The sequence below is a fragment of the Synechococcus sp. RS9916 genome (assembly GCF_000153825.1).
GTDB lineage: Bacteria > Cyanobacteriota > Cyanobacteriia > PCC-6307 > Cyanobiaceae > Synechococcus_C.
In genome coordinates, this window is record NZ_DS022299.1 from 734,632 (window position 1) to 755,116 (window position 20,485).

Consider the following 20,485-nt stretch of genomic DNA (forward strand, 5'->3'; position numbering starts at 1 on the left):
CGCAACTGCGGCGCAACGTCCTTTATGGCCAAGAACAAGGGCGTCCGGATCGTGATCACTCTCGAGTGCACCGAATGCCGGTCCAATCCCGCCAAGCGCTCTCCCGGTGTGTCCCGTTACACCACCGAGAAGAATCGCCGGAACACCACCGAACGGCTGGAGATCAAGAAGTTCTGTCCTCACTGCAACAAGTCGACTCTCCATAAGGAGATCAAGTGACCTTGCAGGTCCACACCTCTTCCCAGTCGTTCTGAATTATGTCCAGCTCTTTCTTCAAGAAGCGTCTTTCGCCGATCAAACCTGGCGATCCCATCGATTACAAGGATGTGGATCTGCTCAAGAAGTTCATCACCGAACGCGGCAAGATCCTTCCCCGTCGTCTCACAGGCCTTACCGCCAAGCAGCAGCGAGACCTCACCAATGCGGTGAAGCGTGCACGCATCGTTGCCATGCTTCCCTTCGTTAATCCCGAGGGCTGATCCCTGGCTGACGCGTTTCATCCCGGCGATCTTGTCGGTCTGCTTGAAGCGCGTGAGCCTCAGCTCGCAGTCATCGAATCCATCAACGGAGGCAAGATTCGCCTTCGGGTTGGATTCCATGCCAAACAACAGCTGACGTCGAAGCGTCACCTCGAGCTCATCACCCCCCTGGCTTCCGGCGAAACACCGCCTCAGAAGCTGGGGGTTTTTCCTTGGCTGATCACGCCCGAAACGCTTAATTCCGCTCGTCCCACACGTCGCGAATGGGGCGCAGCCTGGGTCTTGCTCTTAGAAGCAGATGAGACCCTTGAGCTATCGGCTTTTGTTGAATTGGTGTGCGGGGCTGCCGGACCCCAGGAGAGCGCTGCCTGTTGGTTGGCCTTGCATCAACCTCAATGGATGTACCGCTTTCGCCAAGGAGCAGTGCAAGCGCGCAGCCAGCAAGATCTCAAACGCCTACGTCAAGACCAATGGCGTCAGGCTCTGGAATCCAAACGACGTGAAGAGCTGCAGCGTTGGCTGCAGCAAGACTCCGTGACTTCCATCGATCGCTTGGATCCACAGGTAAGCCTTTGGATTGAACAGCTTCAGGCTCTGGCTGCTGGAGCCATTCCCCTTCGGGACATCGATGAGGGCTGTCGCTGCGTACTGAAGGAACTCAAACTCGATCTCGATCCCACTGAACTCCACCGCACCTTGGTGACAAACGGCGCTGCTGATCCCCATCAACTTCCTGCGATGCAGGGGAGTCGCTGGTCGAGCGGCTTCTCGACCGAGCAGTTGCAGGAGGCAGAAAACCTGCTGAATGCAAGCCAATCCTCGCAACCTGGTGATGAGAGACGCATCGATCTTTGCCATCTTCATTGCGTCACCATCGATGACAGTGAGACCCGCGACATTGATGACGCGCTCTCGTTAGAGCGCAAACCAGACGGATCGAAGCGCATCTGGATCCACATTGCCGACCCAGGCCGATTGATCCAGCCAGGCTCGACTTTGGATCAAGAAGCCGCCGCCCGGGGCAGCAGTCTTTATCTCGCTCGCGGGAATCAGCCGATGTTTCCTGACGTGCTCTCAACGGGCCCTTTCAGTCTCCGGGCGGGTCACAAGAGTGCGGCCTGGAGCACCTGGGTTGAGCTGAATGAGGAGGGTGCAATCGCTGCATACGGGATCACCCGCAGTTGGGTCAAGCCGCTCTACAAACTCAGCTATGACGATGCGGACGAATTGATCGATCTGGCCCCGCCGGAGGAAGCTGATCTCGCCGATCTCGATCAATTGCTTCGGCGCCGCAAGCTGTGGCGTGAACGCAACGGAGCCCTTCTGATGGATCTTCCCGAGGGGCGAATCCGTTGCCGCGACGGTGATCTAAGTCTGGAGATCACCGAGCCTTCCGTATCGCGACTGATGGTGGCAGAGGCCATGATCCTCACTGGCGCGGTCACCGCCCAATACGGCGTGGATCATGGCTTGCCGCTGCCCTACCGCAGCCAGCTACCAGCGGACCTGCCCTCCCCTGCACAGTTGAGTGAACTGCCGGATGGTGCCGTTCGCTTTGCCGCAATCAAACGTTGCCTCAGCCGCGGACTGATGGGAACCAAGCCAGCGTCCCATTTCAGTCTCGGGCTACCTGCCTATGTGCAGGCCACGTCCCCCATCCGCCGCTACTGCGATCTGATCGTGCAGCGTCAGATTCAGGCGCACCAAGCCGGAAGCCCCCAACTCAGTGAAGAGGAGCTTCAGGAGCTTGTTGGCAGCGTTGATCTCGCCACTCGGGAAGGCATTGGCATCAGCCGCGAAGACCAACGCCATTGGCAGCAGGTCTGGTTTGAGCACCATCGTGATCAGCAGTGGCAGGCTGACTTCCTGCGCTGGCTGCGCCCCCAGGATCGCCTTGGCTTGATTCGCATCGACGCCTTGGCCCTCGACCTCGCTGCTGAATGCCCGCCGGGCAGTGAGCCGGGTGATCAACTTCAGTTGCACGTGCTTGAGGTGGATCCGATTCGCGATCAACTCAGACTGCAAGCCCACTGACGCGCAACCAGGGGCCCCAAGGATTTGCCGTGGCAATCAGTTCCATGTTTTGACTGCACTCCAATTGACGCATCCACCGGTGCACAACCGGCTCGAGCGTGATCAAGGGCCAGATTTGGCCGTTGGAGCAGTGAAGAGCGATCGTGTCATCGCGATCAACTTCAACTCTCCCAGTCCAGGTCTGAGCCAGAGGACTATGGCCACATGGGGGGACTGCGACAGAAGTCGAATCCTTGATCTCTAAATCCGATTCCACAAGGGCGAGGGGGCGGTCGAGAGAGTCAAGCTGTCGCTGGCGCCACTGCGGATGATGCCAAGGCGTGTTCCAAAGCGGTGCGACCGCCGAGGGTGCGCGACTATCGCCGATCAAGGCTTCCTGAAGTTCACGCACCGGCAACACAGCAGGGGAACATCCACGCTGTACAGACAGGGCAGCTGCCAAGCCCGAGGCCTGGCCGACATTCATGACCAGGGGTTGAAGCCTGGTGGCACCGTTGGCCATATGGCTGGTGCTGATCGCTTTATCAGCCGCCAACAAGTTGCTGATGCTTTCACTCACCAACGCGTCGTAAGGAACGCAGAAGGGTGTCCCGGTCCAGCGACCACCCCAGCGGCAGCTCTTAGGCGCTAGAGGCCAGTCGTCATCGGGGTAGTGGTGATCATTGGCATAGTTGCCAACCGCGATCGATTGCAACGCCCCCGATGGCGACAAAGGCAAGGGCGCAACAGCCTGTCCCTCATGGATCGGCAGCAGGTCCTGCTCGATCACCGTGGTGAGGCCAACCATCCGTCGACCTTCCCTCCAGTAGGGCATGGCCGCCAGCCAAGCAGCAGGGCTGCCCGACTCGGGCGCAAACGCATGACCGAGCGTCAGCCAGCCATCACTGGCGTCATGCATGGCCTCAGCAAAGCGCAGGCTGTGCTCTTGCATTTCAACAGCCAGCTCTGACTCCTTGCTGGGATCGTCAGCGAAGCCCCGCTCCAGCCCCCAGTGCCAGTCATTGCCGTGCAAAGGCCAGTTGAGCATCACCAAGCCACCAGGAAGACGCCCGTAGGTGAGGGTGCGCTCGAGACCAAAAGCGTCAGTGGCCCGCTCAAAAAGACCCGGTAACTGGGGCTTGCTTGAGGGATCAAGCTCACGCACCTGACCGGCCTGCAGTTGATCGCTCTGCAGCTGCCCCATCACAACCCAGGTGGGTGACTGCACCGGGTGTGCACGGAAAAAGGGCTCGTTGTCGAGTCGTTGTTGGAGGGGGGCACTGGGTTCACCCCAATGCTCCTGTGATTCCCATCCGAAGCGAAAAGCCGCATTGGCCATGGGCAAAAGATCGCCGCGATCACTGCCATCGATGACCACCTGGCAGCTCACGCGTCGCTGTTCGGCTGCCACCGCAATGCGCAACGCCGTGATCTGCGATCCGTCACGGTCCACCGCCAACAGACGACAGTCGGGCCACCAAAGCAGCTTCGACTCGGCACGCACCCACCGTTGCAGGATCGCCTCAGCGCTGCTGGGGCGATAGCCAAAACAACTCACCCAGTTGTGATCGAGACCGCTGGGTTCGGTCTGTTCCAATTCTCTGAGAAACGCTCCCCAGAGACCGGTCTGCCATGGAGAGAGTTCGTTGCCATCGGGGCAACACACCCCTGCTGCACTCACCATCCCCCCGAGCCAGGTGCCTGGTGTGAGCAGAAGGGTTCGAGCGCCTGAACGGGACGCCTGGATGGCAGCAGCCACCCCTCCGGTGCCTCCACCCCAGACCACCACATCCGTGTTCTCCACGTTGCCGTTCACGAACCAAGCCCGTCCCGAGTGGAGATTCGCAGCTGGATCGGATCTCAGCAAGGGAGCGCCCTAGGATCCAGCCCCATCAGCCCGCACCACAGAGTGCAGGGCATTGCACGGAGCAGACGTCGGAGAGATGACCTACAGCCTCACGACCCCTCTCTATTACGTCAACGACAAACCCCATCTCGGCAGCACCTACACCACGCTGGCTTGTGATGCTCTGGCCCGCTTTCAACGGCTGGAGGGCAATGACGTGGTGTTCATCACCGGGGTTGATGAACATGGTCAAAAGATTCAGCGCACCGCTGCAGACCGTGGCGTCACACCGCAGGAGCATTGCGACGCCATCACGAAGCGCTACATCTCGCTCTGGTCGGACTGGGGAATCAGCAACGATCGCTTCGTTCGCACCACAGAAGAGCGCCACCTGCCATTAGTCGAGGCATTTTTCAAACGATGTGAAGCCAACGGCGACATTCGCATTGGCCGGCAAACCGGTTGGTACTGCGTTGGCTGTGAGGAATTCAAGGATGAGCCTCCTGAAGCGAAGGACCCCTACTGCCCTATTCACCAGAAAGCCCTGGAATGGCGTGATGAGGAGAACCTGTTTTTCTGCCTCTCCAATTTCCAGGACAAGATTGAACAGCTGATCAGCCAGCCTGATTTCATTGCTCCAGCGAATCGGCGCAAGGAAATCCAGAACTTTGTTGCTGGGGGCTTGAGGGATTTCTCGATCTCACGCGTCAACGTGTCATGGGGACTGCCAGTTCCTGGCCATCCAGGCCACACCTTCTATGTCTGGTTTGACGCACTGCTCGGCTATCTAACAGCGTTGCTCGATGACGGCGGCACGGTTGATCTTGATCGCCTCGCCAGCGTCGGCTGGCCCGCTCAGATGCATGTCATCGGCAAAGACATCCTGCGTTTCCATGCGGTGTATTGGCCGGCGATGCTGATGTCGGCTGGACTGCCGGTTCCAGCGCGCGTCTTTGGCCATGGATTTCTGACCCGAGAAGGCCAGAAGATGGGTAAATCGTTAGGCAACGTGCTCGATCCCGAGTTGCTGCTCGAGCGCTGTGGAACTGATGCGGTGCGTTGGTACTTGCTCCGCGACATCCAGTTCGGCGACGACGGCGACTTCCAGCAACAGCGTTTCAGTGATCTGGTCAACAACGATCTGGCCAATACGATCGGCAACCTGCTCAACCGCACGGCCTCGATGGCGCGCAAGTGGTTTGGAGATGCCGTTCCTCAGGCAGGAACGGCCATTGCGACAGATCATCCCTTGCGTCAACACGCCGAAGCAGCCATCGGCCAGGTGCGTGATGCGATGCCAGACATGGCCTTCCAACGGGCTTCAGAAGCCGTCTTGCAGCTGGCCATTCAGGCCAACGGCTACCTCAATGAACGAGCCCCTTGGAGCCTGATGAAACAGCCAGGTCAGGAAGACGCTGTTGGTTCCGATCTCTATGCAGTGCTCGAATGTTGCCGGATTGTGGGATTACTGCTCAATCCACTGGTGCCGGATCTGAGTGAGCGGATCCTCAATCAACTCGGCCAGCACACGATGCCAGAGCAATGGCATGACGCGTTGATCTGGGGGAAACTTCCCAGTGAACAGCCTCTGCCTAAGCCCAATCCGGTGATGCAACGTCTCGAACTGGAGTCACCGCTTTGACCAGGCCACGGCTTCGCCGGCCAGTGACAGCCAGCGTGATCGCTGCTCTCATCCTTGGGGGGTGTGCTTCGGTTGACGAATCAACGTCCACGGAGGCGCCACCCTTTGTGTTTCGTTCCCTGGAGCTTCGCCAGAAACGACCGAATGGAGAAAAAGACTGGGATCTAACCAGCCCTGAAGCGCGTTATGAATTCAGCCGTCGTCTCGTAAGAGCGAGTCGCCCGGAAGGCCTTCTTTATCGCAACAATCTGCCGGCCTACCGAATCCGTGCCGACAGAGCCACGGTGATCAACGACGGTCAATTGGTCCTCTTGGAAGGCGACGTTCAGTTGCAGCAGTTGCAAGGCCAGAAGGTCTTGATCAAAGGTGACCGACTGCGCTGGACTCCTCCCCAGGCCCTGTTGGTGATGGAACAGCGCCCTGAAGCGATTGACCGCCTGACCAGAATTCAAAGTAAGCGGGCACAGCTTCAACAGCGCACCGAGGACCTCACCCTGCTTGGAAACGTTCAGCTGGAACGTTGGAATCAGGCTCCAGTGCGTCAGCAGGGCAGCAAGGCGGACTCCGTGGTGCGTGCTCGCCAGACGCAATGGAACCTTGGCTCCGGTTCTCTCGAGTCCCAGGGACCCGTGCTAGGCCAGCGCCGCGGTTCAGGCCATCAAACCCTTCAGCAATTGCATGCCGAACGATTGAGCGGAAACACAGTCAAGGGTTTCCTTGATTTGATCGGCCCCGTCAAGGTTCTGGCTCCAGACCGTGATGGCCGACTTGATGCCACCACCACCCGATGGTTGTTTGCTGAAGATGCGTTGTTGAATGACCAACCATTCGAGGCATCCATGAAGGATTCACGCCTTTCGGGTCGTGGGTTCCGGATTGCCATGGGCCAGACAACGGTGAACGTGCTCAGTGGATGTGAGCTCAAGCAACCTGGAGACCAACTCCAGGCCTCACGCTGCACCTGGAACTGGACCACCAATCAGGTTGAGGCCCAGGGGAACGTGGAGCTTCAACGCAAGGCCAATCAGCAGATCACCCGTAGCGATCGACTGGTTGGATCTGTGGGGCGCAATGGCACCGTTGTGTTCTCTTCACCGGGTGGGTCGGTCCAATCCCAACTGAAGATCAACGACAACCTGAAGCGTCCTTCAACGCAGGAGAAGGACCGTTCGTCTCCAGTGTCGTTCTGAGTCGTTCACACCAACCGGTAAACCAACGTTCATCCGAGCGGCTGAAGCAACGCTCCGTCCAACCTCCAAGCACCACCCAGCCCCGGTCCCCCAGCGGTTGCACCATGACGGACGGTAGACCTGGAAGGACCGGATCGAATTCGGTGCGGCCCGGATAGAGAGCCGTTTTGACCAGGGAAACCAACTGCCCTTGCCGTTGAGCCCGCTCACAGATCGGGCCTGGGGTGAAGGTTTCTCCGTTAGCGCCGTCCTGGTCGGCGATCAATAAGGTTTCTGGCACCAGACCACGCCGCAGCAGAACGTGTCCATCCCAAGCCACAAGGATTGTGGCGGCAGAGGTGGCTGTCAGCAGAAGATGACTTCCCCAAGCCAGTTCCGTACGACAGAGCTCACTGAGCTCAGGGAGAAGTTTGAGACTCTGCTCACCGGGAAGCTCCACGGCTTTTGGGGCCAAGGGTTGGGCCCGCGTCCACAGCACGGCGACGAGCATCAACCCCACAGCAGCCATTCCGGCCAACACTTCCGCCCGTTGAAGGGTTGGATCAATGGCGACAGCCGTGAACACGTTGCCTGCGGCGAGCAAAAGCAGCAACACCCCGACCGACAGACTGACGCGTGCTCCAAAAGGCATTGAGCAAAGGGCTGGCAGATCGAATCACTCTTGCTCAAATGGGGGTCGTAGCACCAGTTGCCATGGACACCGCAGAAGCGTTTGCCGCCATTGCCCTTGGTGCTGTCGCCTGCGACGGCGTTTTGGGCCGAGAAGAAGCCCATGCCTTACGTCGGCACCTGGAGTACCGCCTCCCCTATCGCGACCGAAGCGATGAACAGATGGGGGACTTGTTTGATCGCCTGCTCACCGTGCTCCGTCAGGACGGAGGACTGCCGCGATTAATCGACCAGGCTTTGCCCGTATTGAACCCAGAACAACTCGAAACCTCCCTCGCTCTGGCTGCCCAATTGGTGCATGCAGACCGAGTGGTTGATGACGAGGAACACGCCTTCCTGGCCATGCTCTGTGAACGGATGCCCCAGGGGAAGGAGCGCTGCGAGGCGATTGTTTCGGCAATCGTGGCTTTAAACCGCGACAGCCTCGCCTGCTAAAGGCAGACTGCTGTCACCGACTGCCACGAATGATGCTTCGGATGCGTTCTCTTTATGCCGGCTTGCTGGCCACTTGCCTCAGTTTTCTGTTGCTCGTACCAGCCTGCTTCGCTGTCGCTCCAGTCGATTTCCCGACTGAAGTACCTGTGGAGAGTGTGATCGATTCGGCCGACGTGCTGAGTCGCGCCAGTCGTTCTGACATCACAACCGGTCTTGAACAGTTCAAGCAAGAACGCGTGGACGCCCGTCTTGTCACCGTCCGCCGTCTGGATTACGGCTTGAGCCTCAATCAGTTCGGTGAGCAACTGATCGAGCGTTGGTCGACCCAGCAACAGGATCTTCCCCTGTTGCTGCTGCTGATTGAGTCCCAGAACAAGCAAGCAGCCGTCGTTGCTGATCCCCTGCTTCTCGATCGTCTTCCCGATGAATTGCTGAAAAGCACCGGTCGCACCACCATGAGTCAACCCCTGCGGGAGGGTGATCGCTATCGCCAAGCCAGTCTCGATGGCATCACGCGTTTGGACGTGGTGTTGAACGGTGGCGCCGATCCCGGCCCTCCAGTTGAGGTGGAGCGCACCACGCTTCCGACCAACATCCCCACTGTCGAAGAAACCCGTGAGAGCAACGCGTTCACCTGGGTTGTCGTTCTGCTGGTTGTTGGCACCATCGTGCCTATGGCCACCTGGTGGGTCTTCTCCCGCTGATCCGCACGAACCCCTTCATGGCACTCCGCAACTGGATCACCACCCTGGGGCAAGCCAATGCCCGCGACGTGAACAGCGATCTCGATCGTGGTTATGAGGCTGCCCTTCTGATTCAGAGCCTTGAGCTGGAGTACTACGGCGATCGCCCCATCCGTCAGGATCTGCAGCTTTCGGTCCCGAGTTCTGTGCAGGCCACCATCCTGCGCAAATTCAGAGCCGCCCTCAGTGTCTGTCGCAGCAGCCTCGACAAGCTCGAACCGATTCGTGGTCAGTTCGACACCCAGGAGTTGCGTCAGGTCCAGTTGATCGAAGCGGTGGTCAATCGCTATTCCCCCCGTCGCACTGCATCTGCTCCGACCATGAGTCGGGAACCAGACCCGCTTCCCCGGTCTCTTCTTGGTGTAGTTGACAGTGTTCGGCGTCAACTTGATCCCACGGCAGAAGCCACTTTGGTGGCCGGTTTCCGTCGCCGCCGTGACTCGACCTTGATTTCACTCAAGGTCTTGCTCCTGCTGATCCTTGTGCCGCTCCTCATTCAGCAGACCAGTCGCACCTACCTGATCAGCCCCATGGTTGATCGATTCGCTCCTGACCTTCCCTTTCTGAGCTATCCAAAACCTCAGCTCGAAGAAGAAGCGGTGGAGAAACTGAGGGTCTACAAAGCTGAAATTGAATTTGATGCGTTGTTGAAGGGGAAGGCCATCCCCAGCCAGGAGGAGCTGCAGCAGGCCCTCGCCACAAAAGCAGAAGAATTGAAAGAGGAGGCGGATGCTGCCAGCACCCACGCCATCAAGAACGTCCTCTCTGACCTTGCAGCCCTGATCGCCTTCGTTGTGGTCTGTTTCTCTTGCCGCGAAGAATTACGGGTTCTGCGCGGGTTCTTTGATGAGGCTGTTTATGGGCTGAGTGACTCAGCCAAAGCGTTTGCCATCATTTTGTTCACGGATATCTTCGTCGGTTTCCACAGCCCAGAGGGTTGGACCGTCTTGCTCGATGGCATCGCCAATCACTTCGGCTTTCCGGCTCGTGAGAATTTCATCCTTCTGTTCATCGCCACATTCCCTGTGATCCTGGCGACGGTCTTTAAGTACTGGATTTTCCGCTATCTGAACCGCGTCAGTCCTTCCTCTGTGGCAACCCTGCGCGGCATGAACGGTGGAGGTTGAGCAAGGCCTCGTGCTGGTGAGCGGCCCAAGCCGCAGTGGCAAAAGTCGTTGGGCAGAAACGCTCCTGGACCATCAAGACGCTGTCACCTACGTGGCGACCGCTGCGCGCAGGGAGCACGATTCTTCTTGGCAGGAACGCTTGCGTCTCCATCGTGAGCGGCGGCCAGCGCACTGGAGCCTGGTGGAGGCCGAGGCCAACTTGCCTGCTCTGATTACAGACATCGATCCAAATCATCATCTGTTGATCGACGCCCTTGGTGGCTATGTGGCGTGGTGTTTGGAGCTAGACCACGAGCAGTGGCAGAACGCTTGTCAACAGTTGATCAAAAGCCTCACCATGCGCCAACGAGCCGCTGTTGTCGTCATCGAGGAAACAGGCTGGGGTGTCGTGCCACCCACCGCCATTGGGGGGCTCTTTCGCGATCGATTGGGTTCGCTTGCCCAGGCCCTGGAGCAGCACAGCCAGCGAAGTTGGCTCGTGGTCCAGGGCCGAGCTCTTGATCTGCATGCCCTTGGGATACCGGTATGACCTTGCCTGAATCGCCATTGCGCATCGCGCTGTTCGAGCCGCGCATTCCACCCAATACAGGAAACATTGCACGCAGCTGTGCAGCTTTTCAATTGCCTTTGTCGTTAATTGAGCCGTTGGGATTCAGCATTGATGATCGAGCAGTCAAACGTGCTGGATTGGATTACTGGCCCCATGTCGACTTGGCGACTCACCCAGATTTTGAGCACTTCCTTGCTGAACTGCCCGTCCCTCATCGCCTGATCGGTTGCAGCCGGCATCAAGGCCAATCCCTGAGCACATTTCAGTTCCAGCCTGGAGACGTGCTGCTCTTCGGACGGGAAGACACCGGGTTACCCAACCCCGTTCGCGAGCGCTGTGATGCGATCTGCACGATTCCAATGCGTGGCCATGAGAACGTGCGCAGCTTGAATCTCTCTGTGTCCTGTGCGCTGGTGAGTTTCCAAGCGGGTCTCCAACTGGGTTTGTGGTAATCGACAACCTGGGCCAAGCCCCCTTGCGCACGGGTGTTCGGGCCGCTACTTTCGGCCAGTCTCTGGGTCGTGGCGGCTTCTCCGGAGATGTTGTTCTTCTCTCGCTGAGATGAAGCCCCTCCTCACACTGGCACTCACCTCTGCGATTCCCGTTCTGGGGCTTGCAGCCATCGGTAGTCAGCCTGGCATCGCTGATGGCCGTCACAACACGGGCGCCCAAGATTTCCTGCTCGCTTCTGCTCCACCTCCTGTCGCCACCGAATCCAAACGGCAGTGGATTCGCGTCAATCAAGACGTTCGTTTGAGCGCGCTGGCCGACGATCTCAACCTGGCCGTCGAGACACTCACCAAGCTCAATGAGCTGCCATCAGACGCTTCCATCAAGAAAGGCGCTTGGGTTGTCCTTCCCGAGCTTGACGATCTGAAGCTTGCACTGTCCACATTCCTTGATCGGAAAAAGATCAGCGATACGGCACCACTCGTGCCGCCACCTTCGCTTGGTCAGGTTATCAAAATCACTAGCAGCGACTCGCTCACATCGATTGCGAAGCGCCATGGCCTCAGCCTGACCGACATTCGCCGCTTGAATCCCGGTGTCAACCTGGCGCGACTGGTGATTGGCTCAGAGCTCAAGGTGGCCAATGCCTCGACTCGTGCTCTGCTTGCCATTCGGCCTGGTGTTTCCGGTGGTGCGAGCTGGCCCAGTCGTCCCCAGTTCCCTGGTGGAACGCAGCAAGACCAGGCACAATCCTTCCTTTGGCCTGCCAAAGGCGTCTTCACGTCTGGTTACGGGTGGCGTTGGGGACGCATGCACAAAGGCATTGATATTGCCAACAACGTCGGCACCCCGATTCTGGCCGCTAAGGACGGTGTTGTTGTCTACTCCGGTTGGAGCAGTGGATATGGCTATCTCGTTGAGATGAGTCACGGCGATGGCACGTCCACCCGCTATGCCCACAACAGTCGCTTGCTCGTGCGCAAAGGGCAGCTGGTCCCTCAAGGACAGACCATTTCGCTGATGGGAAGTACCGGTCGCAGCACTGGTCCTCATCTGCACTTCGAAATCCGTAAGCCAGGTGGTGCAGCAGTCGATCCGATGAGCCTTCTTTCCAGTCGCCGCGCCTGATTGCTGACAGGCGATCGTTTAAACTTTCGAAGTCCGACAGGGTAGCTCAGCTGGTTAGAGCGGCGGATTCATAACCCGCAGGTCGGGAGTTCAAGTCTCCCCCTTGTCATTAAAAAAGCCCGCCTGAAATAGGCGGGCTTTTTATTGCAAATGGTTCACGAATTACAGGTCACGTCAACGCATTTCAATGGCGTTCAGGCGATCCCGGAAAGAGCGAGGAGTATCAGCTTGACGTTCAGGAAGGAGGCTGTCTCCTGTGTGGTTTTCAAGGGCATTGGGCCGGCGCTGAGCCCGCACGGGCTGCCCTCGCATGGGCTTGGCTTGGAGTTGAAGAACTTTGGTTTGCGGGTCACGCTGGAGCGGCTGAGCCTTGAGCTCGCTACGCACCTGATTCAGAAGACGGAAATGGCCAGTGCTACTGAACTTCCTGAGTAGAGCCTGATCCCAGGCCATTGAACGATTGATCATGAGCCCATTTTACGGCCAGACTTAAAGCAAGCTCGATACACCCCAACAATTCAGGCCAAGAACGACCGTGATAAATTGAGAAAGGCAACTGGTAGTCGATTCGACTTCGCGTAAGAATTCGGATCGCTGTCAGGGCTGAACCATCGCTCTTCCATCATGACCGCCACCGGCGCTCTGCGCGTGGGTCAACAGGCCCCCGATTTCACCGCCACCGCAGTGGTTGACCAGGAATTCAAAGAGGTCACCCTGTCGCAGTATCGCGGCAAGTACGTGGTGCTGTTCTTCTACCCCCTCGACTTCACCTTCGTGTGCCCCACGGAGATCACTGCATTCAGCGACCGCTATGCAGACTTCTCCAGCAAGAACACTGAAGTGCTGGGCGTTTCTGTGGACAGCCAGTTCAGCCACTTGGCTTGGATTCAAACTCCCCGCAACCAGGGTGGCCTTGGCGACATCGCCTATCCCCTGGTCGCTGACCTGAAGAAGGAAATCGCTAGCGCATACAACGTCCTCGATGAGGATGCTGGCGTGGCACTGCGTGGCCTGTTCATCATTGACCCTGATGGTGTGATCATGCACTCCACCATCAACAACCTGCCCGTGGGTCGCAACGTCGACGAGACGCTCCGCGTCCTCCAGGCCTTCCAGTACGTGCAGTCTCACCCCGATGAGGTCTGCCCCGCAAACTGGACTCCCGGCGAGAAGACCATGAAGCCCGACCCCGTCGGCAGCAAGGAGTTCTTCGCCGCAGTCAACTGAGGCTGAGGATCAGACTCATTCAAAACAGCCGCCCGTCGGGGCGGTTTTTTGATGCTTCGGCGTCAGGAGCCTTTTCCATCCAACAAAGCTTGAATGGCATCGAGAAGGGTGCTCTCCATCGCAACACGGCTGCCGTCACTGACTACGACGCGCTTCAACGCGGGGAGTCCCCCCTGTTCAGCCTTGAGGTAGACAGGCTCCACGTACAGAAGAGCATCACCCACAGGAAGAACCAACAAGTTCCCCTGAACCACCTCAGATCCAGCACGATCCCAGAGACCAAATTCGCGGCTGATTTCAGGATCCTGATTGATCAGAGCCTGAATCTGTTCTGGCCCATAAATCGGAAGATCCGACGGGAAACGGAGCAAGACCAGTTCGCCGTAATGATCTCCATCACTACGAGCCGCCAACCAACCCGAGAGATTGGGACGCGCCAATGGGGTTAACGGTTGTAGGAGAAGAAATTCAGACTCCGATGCAGACGTCAGTTGAGCCGTCACGTGGTAGGGAGCCACAGGGATCTGACGCTTGCCATACAGCTCCATCGGCACTTGCCAGACATCGTCGCCGCTGTAAAAAATACGCGGGTCAGTCACGTGATAGCGAAGCAATTGCTGCACCTGAAGTTCAAACAGATGGGTTGGAACCATCAGATGGCGTTGAAGTTCAGCCGGCATTGCGTCGAGCTCTTGAAATAATTCAGGGAACACAGCCATCCATCCCTGAACAATCGGATCCTCCGGTTCGCTGACATACAAATGCACACTGCCGTTGTAGGCATCAACAACGGCTTTGACAGCATTGCGCACATAGCGAAGGGAGCTGCCGTCGGGCAGTTCAGCGGCATAGGGATAGGTCTTGGATGTGGTGTAAGCATCAACAACCCAATACTGATGTTGGCTGGAGGTAAATCCTTGGGTTCCAGCTGAAATCGGCACCGAGACCAGATAAGGATCACCCTCGTACGACAGGAAAGGGGCCAGCGCCCTCAAGCGCTGTCTCACCTCCCGTCGCACAAGCAGCTTGGAGCCTGGTGTCAAGGCTCCGGTATTGAGTAAACGGGGCTCTTTGAGATAGACGGCAGCTGCCAACCGTTGAAGAGGATTGGCCAATGGGACGCCAGCCGATCCGCGATAGTGGTTGTATTGATTTTCATCCCCTTCGGGATAATCCAGCTCTTCAATCGTTGTCGGTGCTACGGCATAGGGCGAAGGCAAGCTGCCGAAATAAAGAGCGGCACGACCAATTGGCACCCTTTCTTTCACATCGTTTTTGCTGATACCCAGGGACTGATTCCCTTCGATGCGTGTGGCCTGCCCCAGGTCACTAATGAAATAATCCGGTAATCCGTCTTGGGCATGGGTATTTACAGGGCTGAGCGTGAAGCCGTATCCATGGGTAAAGACGAAATGTCGGTTCAACCAGGTGCGCGATCGATCCGGTAGAGCTGCCTGATCCAATTCACGGGCACTGATCATCACCTGTTGTCGCTGTTCATCAGACTCAGTGAGCTGATAGCGATCAACCGCTGCATTGGAAAAGCGGTAATACAACCTGAGTTGCTGGAGTTGCCTGTTGGTCGCCAGTAATGGTTGGCTATCCCAGAGGCGCACATTGCTCAGTGTGCTCGCAGCCGCAGTGAGGTCCTCTTGGCTCAGACGGGGAGCCGGTGTGGTTGAACGGGTACTGATGTCATCCAGCTGAAAAGCGTGTCGGGTGGAAGCAATCGCCCGTGTGATGTAGGGCGTCTCCAGCACCAACTCCCGAGGACGAATCAGCAACCAATCCCAAAGCGGCGTCAGGATCAGTTCCATCAACAGACAGGCCAGGGCGATGGAGATGGCCAGTCGGCGGCCACGTCGACGTGAAGTCGGCCAAGGGATGGGGAAGACCAGCACGGCTAGGGCCAAGAGGGCGAAGGCGCCTCCCTGACGCAACGGCAACACCCAATGCACATCAAGCCAGCCTGCGCCAGCCACAACGCCGTCTTGGGTCCACATCAACTGGTGCCTGGACAGCCAGACCAAACCAGCGAACAAGCTGAGGATCCCTGCCAGTAGAGGGCGAAGACCCCGTCGTTCAGCGGTGTTCAGAGCCTGAACGGACCAATCCGACAAGGCTGTTGATGCGGTCATCCGGCGCAACAAGGCTGATCCCAAGACCAGCAACAACTGCGCGAGCAACAACTCAAGGACCAGGGCAATGGCTGAAAAGCGCCCAAGCCCAAAACTGACATCAGCACCAAGAAGGGGATCGCGGAGACCGCTGGACGGAATCGCCAGAGCCAGAATCCAGAGTCCCCATGCACGTGCCGCCGAGAAGCCAAGGCAGAGGCTGCTCATCAGCAGCAATGGGGCATCTTGGCGACGAAGTGCAAGGGTTGTCACCAGGCTGGAGAGACCCAGAAGAGCCATCACCCAGGGCAAGGTCTCACCTGGAAAGGGTTGGTCCCACCAGTGGCCCAACGCGAAGGGATTGGCCCAAGCAATCCAAGTGACCCGAAGGATGGATGCGAGCACGGTGATCACCAGCGTTGTCACCGCCAAAAGGCTCAGCCCATAACGCCAACCCTTGAGCCTTTGAGATGGATGAGGATGCTCCTGTATGAGCAGATCTGCGCCAACCAGCGGATCAGCCAGTCGCAACCAACGACGTCGCCAAAGCCAGAGACCTGTGCTGAAGAGCAGAGAACACATCCCCGCTGCCACAGCAAAGACCCAGCGCTTGAGCAAGACGGATTGCAGGGAAAACTGGGCAAACCAGTGCCACTCCACCTGAATCCGCAGACACAGCACGATCAGCAATGCTGTGCCTAGGCCAGCAATCCACCAGCCCAATCGACCTTGACCGGTCGCTCGTGATGATGAGCGCGCCGGTTTGGTACTCAAGGCAGAGCTCCTTCCTGCACCGACATCGGCAGCTCTTCGTTGGCCAGACCAGCGAGTGCAAGAAAGCGCTCGGTGTGGAGCGTTTCTTCGGCGATCAATGCCTCGACCAGCCGGTCCATGGTTTCGCGGCGGGACTCAAGCAAACCAATCGCCTCGCTGAGGGCCTGTTTTGCAAGATTGCGGATTTGGGCATCGATGGCACGTCCGGTGCTTTCGGCGTAAGTGGGCCTGGTGTGCACAAGATCACGCCCAAGAAACACCTCATTGCCACCCCCTTCCAGGGCAACCGGTCCCAGGCTGGAGAAACCAAATCGAGTCACCATCTCGCGTGCGAGCTGACTGACCATCTGCAGATCGCCACTCGCCCCCTGCGTCACTTCAGAGGGCCCAAACACCACCAACTCAGCCGCCCTGCCACCCAACGCAACAACCAAGCGTGCCTTGAGAGCAGCACGGGTGAGCAACCCGGAATCGATCACCTCATCATCCGGCCAGAACCGCGTAAACCCTCCAACACCTCCGGATCGAGGCAGCAGGGTCACCTTGTCGACCTTTCCTGCACCAGGCGTAAGAGCAGCAACGAGTGCATGCCCAATCTCGTGGTAGGCAATCAGTCGCTTTTTGGCATTGTCTTGAAGCGGTGCTGCCGTCAAGCCCATGGTGATGCGCTCTAAGGCTCTCTCGATCTGACCATCACCAATGGCCAAAGCGTTATCCCGGGCCGTAAGGATCGCTGCTTCATTGAGCAGGTTGGCCAGATCTGCACCAGAAAAACCCGGTGTCCGTTTGGCCCAATCGCTCAAATCAACATCTTCTGCAAGAGGTCGTGTCCGGCCATGCACAGCCAGAATCGCTTCGCGACCGCGTCGATCAGGGAGATCGACATGGATCCTGCGATCAAAACGGCCTGGTCGCATCAGCGCCGTATCCAGTACATCGGCACGGTTCGTTGCGGCAAGCAGGATCACACCTGAGTTGTCAGCGAAACCATCCATTTCGGTGAGCAACTGATTGAGGGTTTGTTCACGCTCGTCATTGCCCCCTCCAATGCCGGCGCCACGTTGACGACCAACAGCATCGATTTCGTCAATGAACACAATGCAGGGTGATTTTTCCTTGGCCTGGCGGAACAAATCACGCACCCGTGAAGCTCCGACGCCAACAAAGAGTTCCACAAACTCCGAGGCGGCCATCGAAAAGAACGGGACGCCAGCTTCGCCGGCGATGGCTTTGGCTAACAGCGTCTTGCCAGTGCCGGGAGGGCCAATCAATAGCACTCCCCTGGGAATCTTGGCTCCGAGGCGGATGAAGCTCTCGGGCTCCTTCAAGAAGGTGACCACTTCCTGCAGTTCATCCTTCGCTTCTGTGATCCCAGCAACATCCTCAAACCGGACCACCACATCGTCTTCAGATTTGACCCGTGGCTGACTGCGGCTGAAACCCATGGCCCGGTTCGCAACCTGAGCAGAACGTCGCAGGAGAAACGACAGACCAATGACGATGACCAGAACCAAGCCGAGGTTGCCGGCTAATCCGGCAAGAGCCTGCTCGCCGCGAATGTCCTTGACAGTGAGGGGGACACCAGCACTCTCAGCAGTGCGAAGGACCTGTTGGTCATTCGCAAGGATGGAAACAGTTGCTTTGCGGCCGTCGGCGTAACGCACCAGCACTTCGCGCCTCTGTGGGATCAAAGTCAGATCTTTGACCTCACCACCTTTGATTTGGCGCAGTAATTCGCTGTAAATAGGAGGCTGATCCGGCCTCAACCGTGCCAAGGGGTCAGGGTTCTGAGCTGGTGTCGCGTTGCCTGAACTCACAACAGTTCGTCGATGATTGAAGCCTAGCGATTTGACGAGAGGACTCTCGACAGTGGAAGATCACTGTTTGGCAGAAATCCGCCGGCAATGGCTGTACCTAAGAAGAAAACCTCCAAGAGCAAGCGCAATCAGCGTCATGCCGTGTGGAAGGCCAAGGCAGCGACCGCCGCGCAACGCGCCATGTCCATCGGCAAGTCTGTGCTGAGTGGCCGCGCTCAGGGCTTTGTCTACCCCGTTGCTGAAGAAGACGGCGAAAGCTGATCAGCGCCAGCGGAGCTCACGAACGACGCGATCGAGCGTGAGCTCCACCACAACATCAGCACGATCAATCGTCTGCAGTGCTTTCTGAGGGATCGCTGTTTCGATCATGCGCACAAATCCTCGAAGCGAGTCATCCGACAGCCGTGCACCCGTGCGCTGATGCATGGCATCTTCTTGTTGCTGTTTCCACAACCTGCTCGCCTCAACAGCAGGTGCTTGGAGCTGCCAAAGGGAACTGAGCTTGTCCCAAACCGGTTGATACCGATCCAATTGCTGGAGCATGCGTGATCTGTACTGCCGTTCAGCAGGCGTGAGTGGGGGGTCAAGAGAGGCGTCGTTGTTGGCCTCAACGCCTAGAAACCATCCCTCCAGTAACACCACAGCGGCTGTGTGTTCCCGCCAGCCCGCACGATCGCCTCGGCCCTGGCGAAGTGATTTGTTGAACTGCGGAGCATGCAGTGTTCCGCTCTCGAGCCAGTGGTCAAGGGCCTCTTCCATCAGCTTCAGATCGTGACTACCCGGTAAGGCACGGGGCACTGACCAAGGATTTCCCGCCATTGCCGCCTCCATCTCGGCAGCGGGCCAGTAGAAGTCATCGATCGACACCACAGACACCGGAATCTCAAGCTGGGCACCGGCCTCTTCAATCCAGTGAGCAAGGCTTGACTTGCCACAACCGGGAAGTCCATTCAGCCCGAACAACAATCGCTGGTTGCTACGGGCTGCCTTCTCAAGCGCCGTTAACAACGGAAACCCCACTCCCCAGATCCATCGGGGATCAACAGCAAATGGCCAGGCGTGGGTCGCCAAGTGGAGCCCACCTCTGGACTCCCACTGCGCAACCCAATCACGGGGACTCCATCCCATCCCCAACAACCACCCGTCCAATCCAGGCAGAGCGGATGGATCAAAGAGAACGCTTTGGTCAGGAGCCAAGTTTGTAAGCCTCCAGAACCACGGCGTAGACCACACCGATGCGCAGATTGTCGAGCAAAACCCAGCCCAGAGGCCAAGGGGCAGATTGCACGCGTGTCCGCATGCGGACGACGACTTCAATCAGCAGCACCAACACCAACACCACGACGGGACGCTGGCCGATTTTTTCCAGGTAGTAAGTGGTGAGATTGCTGCCCAGGAAAAACCCCAGCAGCAGGGATAGCGCCCCGAGACTGCGACGTTTCCAAGGGCCATCCACAACAGGTTGAACCTGATCACCCAGCTGTCGCTGAAGGCGTTCATAGCGGGTGCGCTGCAGCACCATCAGCCGGACGTCTCCAAAAGCAACTGGAGGTACTCCAGCGTGATCAATCCATCCACACAAGGGGGCCCTGACGTTTGCGTCAGGGGTTGATGGTGCTCACCCAGGTGATCGACCACCGCAGCAGCCCGATGAATCACCTTCGGAAGTTGTTGATCCCAGAGTGATGGCGTGACCAGGCAGGGCATCGAAGCATGAACGGCAGCCGTCAACCCAGCCGCTGAGTCTTCAACCGCCAAACACCGATTGGCAGCAGCACCACTGCTGTTCACCGCATGGAGATAGGGGTCGGGGTGGGGTTTATGCCGCTGCACATCATTGGCGCTGATGGAGCCCTCAAAAGGGTTCGCAGCTCCGGGGAACAGGCCCTCCATCAAGGCCTCGACGGAGGCCCGACCGCTGCTGGTCACGATCCATTGGCGAACGCCCGCGGCTCTTAATTCATTGAGAAGCCTTGCCACTCCGGGACGCAAGCAAACAGCTCCGCTGCGGATGCGGGCCAAGTAGTGGCTTTGCTTCACCTGCTTGAGCTGTTCGAGAGCTTCAGGATTGAGTGGATGGCCTTGTTGCTCAGCGAAGAAAGCCATGCGTTGGCCGCCTCCAGGAATGGCCAGCAACTGTTGGTAGAGGGTCCGATTCCAGTGCCAGGGAAGGCCCAATTCCTCAAAGGCCTGATTAAAAGCTGGTCGATGGCCCTCCATCTCAGTATCGGCCAGCGTTCCGTCCACATCCCAGAACACGGCCTGCAAGCGGGGCATC

At 58.1% G+C, this 20,485-nt stretch carries 21 protein-coding genes and 1 tRNA gene; 14 read left to right on the forward strand and 8 right to left on the reverse strand.

Annotation, left to right across the window (positions count from 1 at the left end; translation table 11 throughout):
• Positions 1-24: 24 nt before the first annotated feature.
• The 3 genes from rpmG (at position 25) to RS9916_RS03985 (ending at position 2,513) form a co-directional block, all read left to right on the forward strand.
• Positions 25-219, forward strand: a complete 195-nt coding sequence (gene rpmG, locus RS9916_RS03975) for a 50S ribosomal protein L33 (protein ID WP_006851071.1) — start codon at positions 25-27, stop codon at positions 217-219.
• Positions 220-257: 38 nt separating this feature from the next.
• Positions 258-479 carry a 30S ribosomal protein S18 gene (rpsR, locus tag RS9916_RS03980; protein ID WP_007097958.1) on the forward strand — a complete coding sequence of 74 codons (222 nt, stop codon included), beginning with the start codon at positions 258-260 and terminating at the stop codon, positions 477-479.
• 399 nt (positions 480-878) lie between these two features.
• Positions 879-2,513: a ribonuclease catalytic domain-containing protein gene (locus RS9916_RS03985; RefSeq protein WP_232199522.1), complete on the forward strand. Its 1,635-nt coding sequence runs from the start codon at positions 879-881 to the stop codon at positions 2,511-2,513.
• Here RS9916_RS03985 and RS9916_RS03990 read toward each other — a convergent pair.
• Positions 2,494-4,308, reverse strand: coding sequence for an FAD-dependent oxidoreductase (locus tag RS9916_RS03990; RefSeq protein WP_007097960.1), 1,815 nt, complete (start codon positions 4,306-4,308; stop codon positions 2,494-2,496). The genes RS9916_RS03985 and RS9916_RS03990 overlap by 20 nt on opposite strands.
• A 127-nt stretch (positions 4,309-4,435) precedes the next feature.
• Here RS9916_RS03990 and metG point away from each other — a divergent pair, with 127 nt between their 5' ends.
• Together metG and lptC are read left to right on the forward strand one after the other, a co-directional pair.
• Positions 4,436-5,980 carry a methionine--tRNA ligase gene (gene metG / locus RS9916_RS03995; protein WP_007097961.1) on the forward strand — a complete coding sequence of 515 codons (1,545 nt, stop codon included), beginning with the start codon at positions 4,436-4,438 and terminating at the stop codon, positions 5,978-5,980.
• 35 nt (positions 5,981-6,015) lie between these two features.
• Positions 6,016-7,170, forward strand: coding sequence for an LPS export ABC transporter periplasmic protein LptC (gene lptC / locus RS9916_RS04000; protein ID WP_232199523.1), 1,155 nt, complete (start codon positions 6,016-6,018; stop codon positions 7,168-7,170).
• Here lptC and RS9916_RS04005 read toward each other — a convergent pair.
• On the reverse strand, positions 7,106-7,801 hold the full coding sequence (locus tag RS9916_RS04005) for a cofactor assembly of complex C subunit B (protein ID WP_007097963.1): 696 nt from the start codon (positions 7,799-7,801) through the stop codon (positions 7,106-7,108). The genes lptC and RS9916_RS04005 overlap by 65 nt on opposite strands.
• 62 nt (positions 7,802-7,863) lie before the next feature.
• Between RS9916_RS04005 and RS9916_RS04010 the strand changes: the two genes are divergently transcribed.
• The 7 genes from RS9916_RS04010 (at position 7,864) to RS9916_RS04040 (ending at position 12,381) form a co-directional block, all read left to right on the forward strand.
• On the forward strand, positions 7,864-8,274 hold the full coding sequence (locus RS9916_RS04010; RefSeq protein WP_007097964.1) for a tellurite resistance TerB family protein: 411 nt from the start codon (positions 7,864-7,866) through the stop codon (positions 8,272-8,274).
• A gap of 41 nt (positions 8,275-8,315) precedes the next feature.
• Entirely contained in the window at positions 8,316-8,978 is a 663-nt protein-coding gene (psb32, locus tag RS9916_RS04015) for a photosystem II repair protein Psb32 (protein WP_007097965.1), read from the forward strand.
• 17 nt (positions 8,979-8,995) lie between these two features.
• Entirely contained in the window at positions 8,996-10,144 is a 1,149-nt protein-coding gene (pxcA, locus tag RS9916_RS04020) for a proton extrusion protein PcxA (protein WP_038024149.1), read from the forward strand.
• Positions 10,134-10,673 carry a bifunctional adenosylcobinamide kinase/adenosylcobinamide-phosphate guanylyltransferase gene (gene cobU, locus RS9916_RS04025; protein WP_007097967.1) on the forward strand — a complete coding sequence of 180 codons (540 nt, stop codon included), beginning with the start codon at positions 10,134-10,136 and terminating at the stop codon, positions 10,671-10,673. The genes pxcA and cobU overlap by 11 nt, the downstream gene beginning before the upstream one ends.
• Positions 10,670-11,146, forward strand: a complete 477-nt coding sequence (locus tag RS9916_RS04030) for a tRNA (cytidine(34)-2'-O)-methyltransferase (protein ID WP_007097968.1) — start codon at positions 10,670-10,672, stop codon at positions 11,144-11,146. Before cobU ends, RS9916_RS04030 begins: the two co-directional genes overlap by 4 nt.
• Before the next feature lie 109 nt (positions 11,147-11,255).
• Positions 11,256-12,272, forward strand: a complete 1,017-nt coding sequence (locus RS9916_RS04035; protein WP_007097969.1) for a peptidoglycan DD-metalloendopeptidase family protein — start codon at positions 11,256-11,258, stop codon at positions 12,270-12,272.
• Between the two features lie 35 nt (positions 12,273-12,307).
• Positions 12,308-12,381: transfer RNA gene (locus tag RS9916_RS04040), tRNA-Met, on the forward strand.
• A 65-nt stretch (positions 12,382-12,446) separates the two neighbouring features.
• Here the strand turns inward: RS9916_RS04040 and RS9916_RS04045 are convergent.
• Positions 12,447-12,740, reverse strand: a complete 294-nt coding sequence (locus RS9916_RS04045; protein ID WP_007097970.1) for a hypothetical protein — start codon at positions 12,738-12,740, stop codon at positions 12,447-12,449.
• Positions 12,741-12,896: 156 nt separating this feature from the next.
• Here RS9916_RS04045 and RS9916_RS04050 point away from each other — a divergent pair, with 156 nt between their 5' ends.
• Positions 12,897-13,499, forward strand: coding sequence for a peroxiredoxin (locus tag RS9916_RS04050; protein ID WP_007097971.1), 603 nt, complete (start codon positions 12,897-12,899; stop codon positions 13,497-13,499).
• A 62-nt stretch (positions 13,500-13,561) separates the two neighbouring features.
• On the opposite strand, the gene RS9916_RS04055 is transcribed toward RS9916_RS04050, so the two are convergent.
• Together RS9916_RS04055 and ftsH are read right to left on the reverse strand one after the other, a co-directional pair.
• A complete protein-coding gene (locus RS9916_RS04055; RefSeq protein WP_007097972.1) occupies positions 13,562-16,339 on the reverse strand; it encodes a UPF0182 family protein in 2,778 nt (925 codons plus the stop codon).
• Positions 16,340-16,386: 47 nt separating this feature from the next.
• Positions 16,387-18,165 (reverse strand): ATP-dependent zinc metalloprotease FtsH, encoded by a 1,779-nt coding sequence (gene ftsH, locus RS9916_RS04060; RefSeq protein ID WP_198003393.1) that lies wholly within the window; start codon positions 18,163-18,165, stop codon positions 16,387-16,389.
• Positions 18,166-18,294: 129 nt separating this feature from the next.
• Here ftsH and rpmF point away from each other — a divergent pair, with 129 nt between their 5' ends.
• Positions 18,295-18,468: a 50S ribosomal protein L32 gene (rpmF, locus tag RS9916_RS04065; protein ID WP_007097974.1), complete on the forward strand. Its 174-nt coding sequence runs from the start codon at positions 18,295-18,297 to the stop codon at positions 18,466-18,468.
• Here rpmF and RS9916_RS04070 read toward each other — a convergent pair whose 3' ends face one another.
• Genes RS9916_RS04070 through RS9916_RS04080 form a run of 3 tightly spaced genes read right to left on the reverse strand, consistent with a single transcriptional unit; the run spans position 18,469 to position 20,484 of the window.
• Positions 18,469-19,404 (reverse strand): hypothetical protein, encoded by a 936-nt coding sequence (locus tag RS9916_RS04070; RefSeq protein ID WP_007097975.1) that lies wholly within the window; start codon positions 19,402-19,404, stop codon positions 18,469-18,471.
• A complete protein-coding gene (locus tag RS9916_RS04075) occupies positions 19,394-19,729 on the reverse strand; it encodes a DUF565 domain-containing protein (protein WP_007097976.1) in 336 nt (111 codons plus the stop codon). Before RS9916_RS04075 ends, RS9916_RS04070 begins: the two co-directional genes overlap by 11 nt.
• Complete coding sequence (locus tag RS9916_RS04080) at positions 19,729-20,484, reverse strand: HAD-IA family hydrolase (protein ID WP_007097977.1); 756 nt, start codon at positions 20,482-20,484, stop codon at positions 19,729-19,731. The genes RS9916_RS04075 and RS9916_RS04080 overlap by 1 nt, the downstream gene beginning before the upstream one ends.
• Between the last annotated feature and the right edge of the window lies 1 nt (position 20,485).

What these genes read in the sequence shown, in the direction of transcription:
- RS9916_RS04010 (WP_007097964.1), top strand. Translation starts at nt 7,864, where the DNA reads ATGGACACCGCAGAAGCGTTTGCCGCCATTGCCCTTGGTGCTGTCGCC.
- RS9916_RS04080 (WP_007097977.1), bottom strand. Translation starts at nt 20,484, where the DNA reads ATGCCCCGCTTGCAGGCCGTGTTCTGGGATGTGGACGGAACGCTGGCC.
- RS9916_RS04050 (WP_007097971.1), top strand. Translation starts at nt 12,897, where the DNA reads ATGACCGCCACCGGCGCTCTGCGCGTGGGTCAACAGGCCCCCGATTTC.
- RS9916_RS04075 (WP_007097976.1), bottom strand. Translation starts at nt 19,729, where the DNA reads ATGGTGCTGCAGCGCACCCGCTATGAACGCCTTCAGCGACAGCTGGGT.
- RS9916_RS04035 (WP_007097969.1), top strand. Translation starts at nt 11,256, where the DNA reads ATGAAGCCCCTCCTCACACTGGCACTCACCTCTGCGATTCCCGTTCTG.
- rpmF (WP_007097974.1), top strand. Translation starts at nt 18,295, where the DNA reads ATGGCTGTACCTAAGAAGAAAACCTCCAAGAGCAAGCGCAATCAGCGT.
- psb32 (WP_007097965.1), top strand. Translation starts at nt 8,316, where the DNA reads ATGCGTTCTCTTTATGCCGGCTTGCTGGCCACTTGCCTCAGTTTTCTG.
- rpmG (WP_006851071.1), top strand. Translation starts at nt 25, where the DNA reads ATGGCCAAGAACAAGGGCGTCCGGATCGTGATCACTCTCGAGTGCACC.
- RS9916_RS04045 (WP_007097970.1), bottom strand. Translation starts at nt 12,740, where the DNA reads ATGATCAATCGTTCAATGGCCTGGGATCAGGCTCTACTCAGGAAGTTC.
- metG (WP_007097961.1), top strand. Translation starts at nt 4,436, where the DNA reads ATGACCTACAGCCTCACGACCCCTCTCTATTACGTCAACGACAAACCC.
- RS9916_RS03985 (WP_232199522.1), top strand. Translation starts at nt 879, where the DNA reads ATGTACCGCTTTCGCCAAGGAGCAGTGCAAGCGCGCAGCCAGCAAGAT.
- rpsR (WP_007097958.1), top strand. Translation starts at nt 258, where the DNA reads ATGTCCAGCTCTTTCTTCAAGAAGCGTCTTTCGCCGATCAAACCTGGC.
- RS9916_RS04005 (WP_007097963.1), bottom strand. Translation starts at nt 7,801, where the DNA reads ATGCCTTTTGGAGCACGCGTCAGTCTGTCGGTCGGGGTGTTGCTGCTT.
- RS9916_RS04030 (WP_007097968.1), top strand. Translation starts at nt 10,670, where the DNA reads ATGACCTTGCCTGAATCGCCATTGCGCATCGCGCTGTTCGAGCCGCGC.
- pxcA (WP_038024149.1), top strand. Translation starts at nt 8,996, where the DNA reads ATGGCACTCCGCAACTGGATCACCACCCTGGGGCAAGCCAATGCCCGC.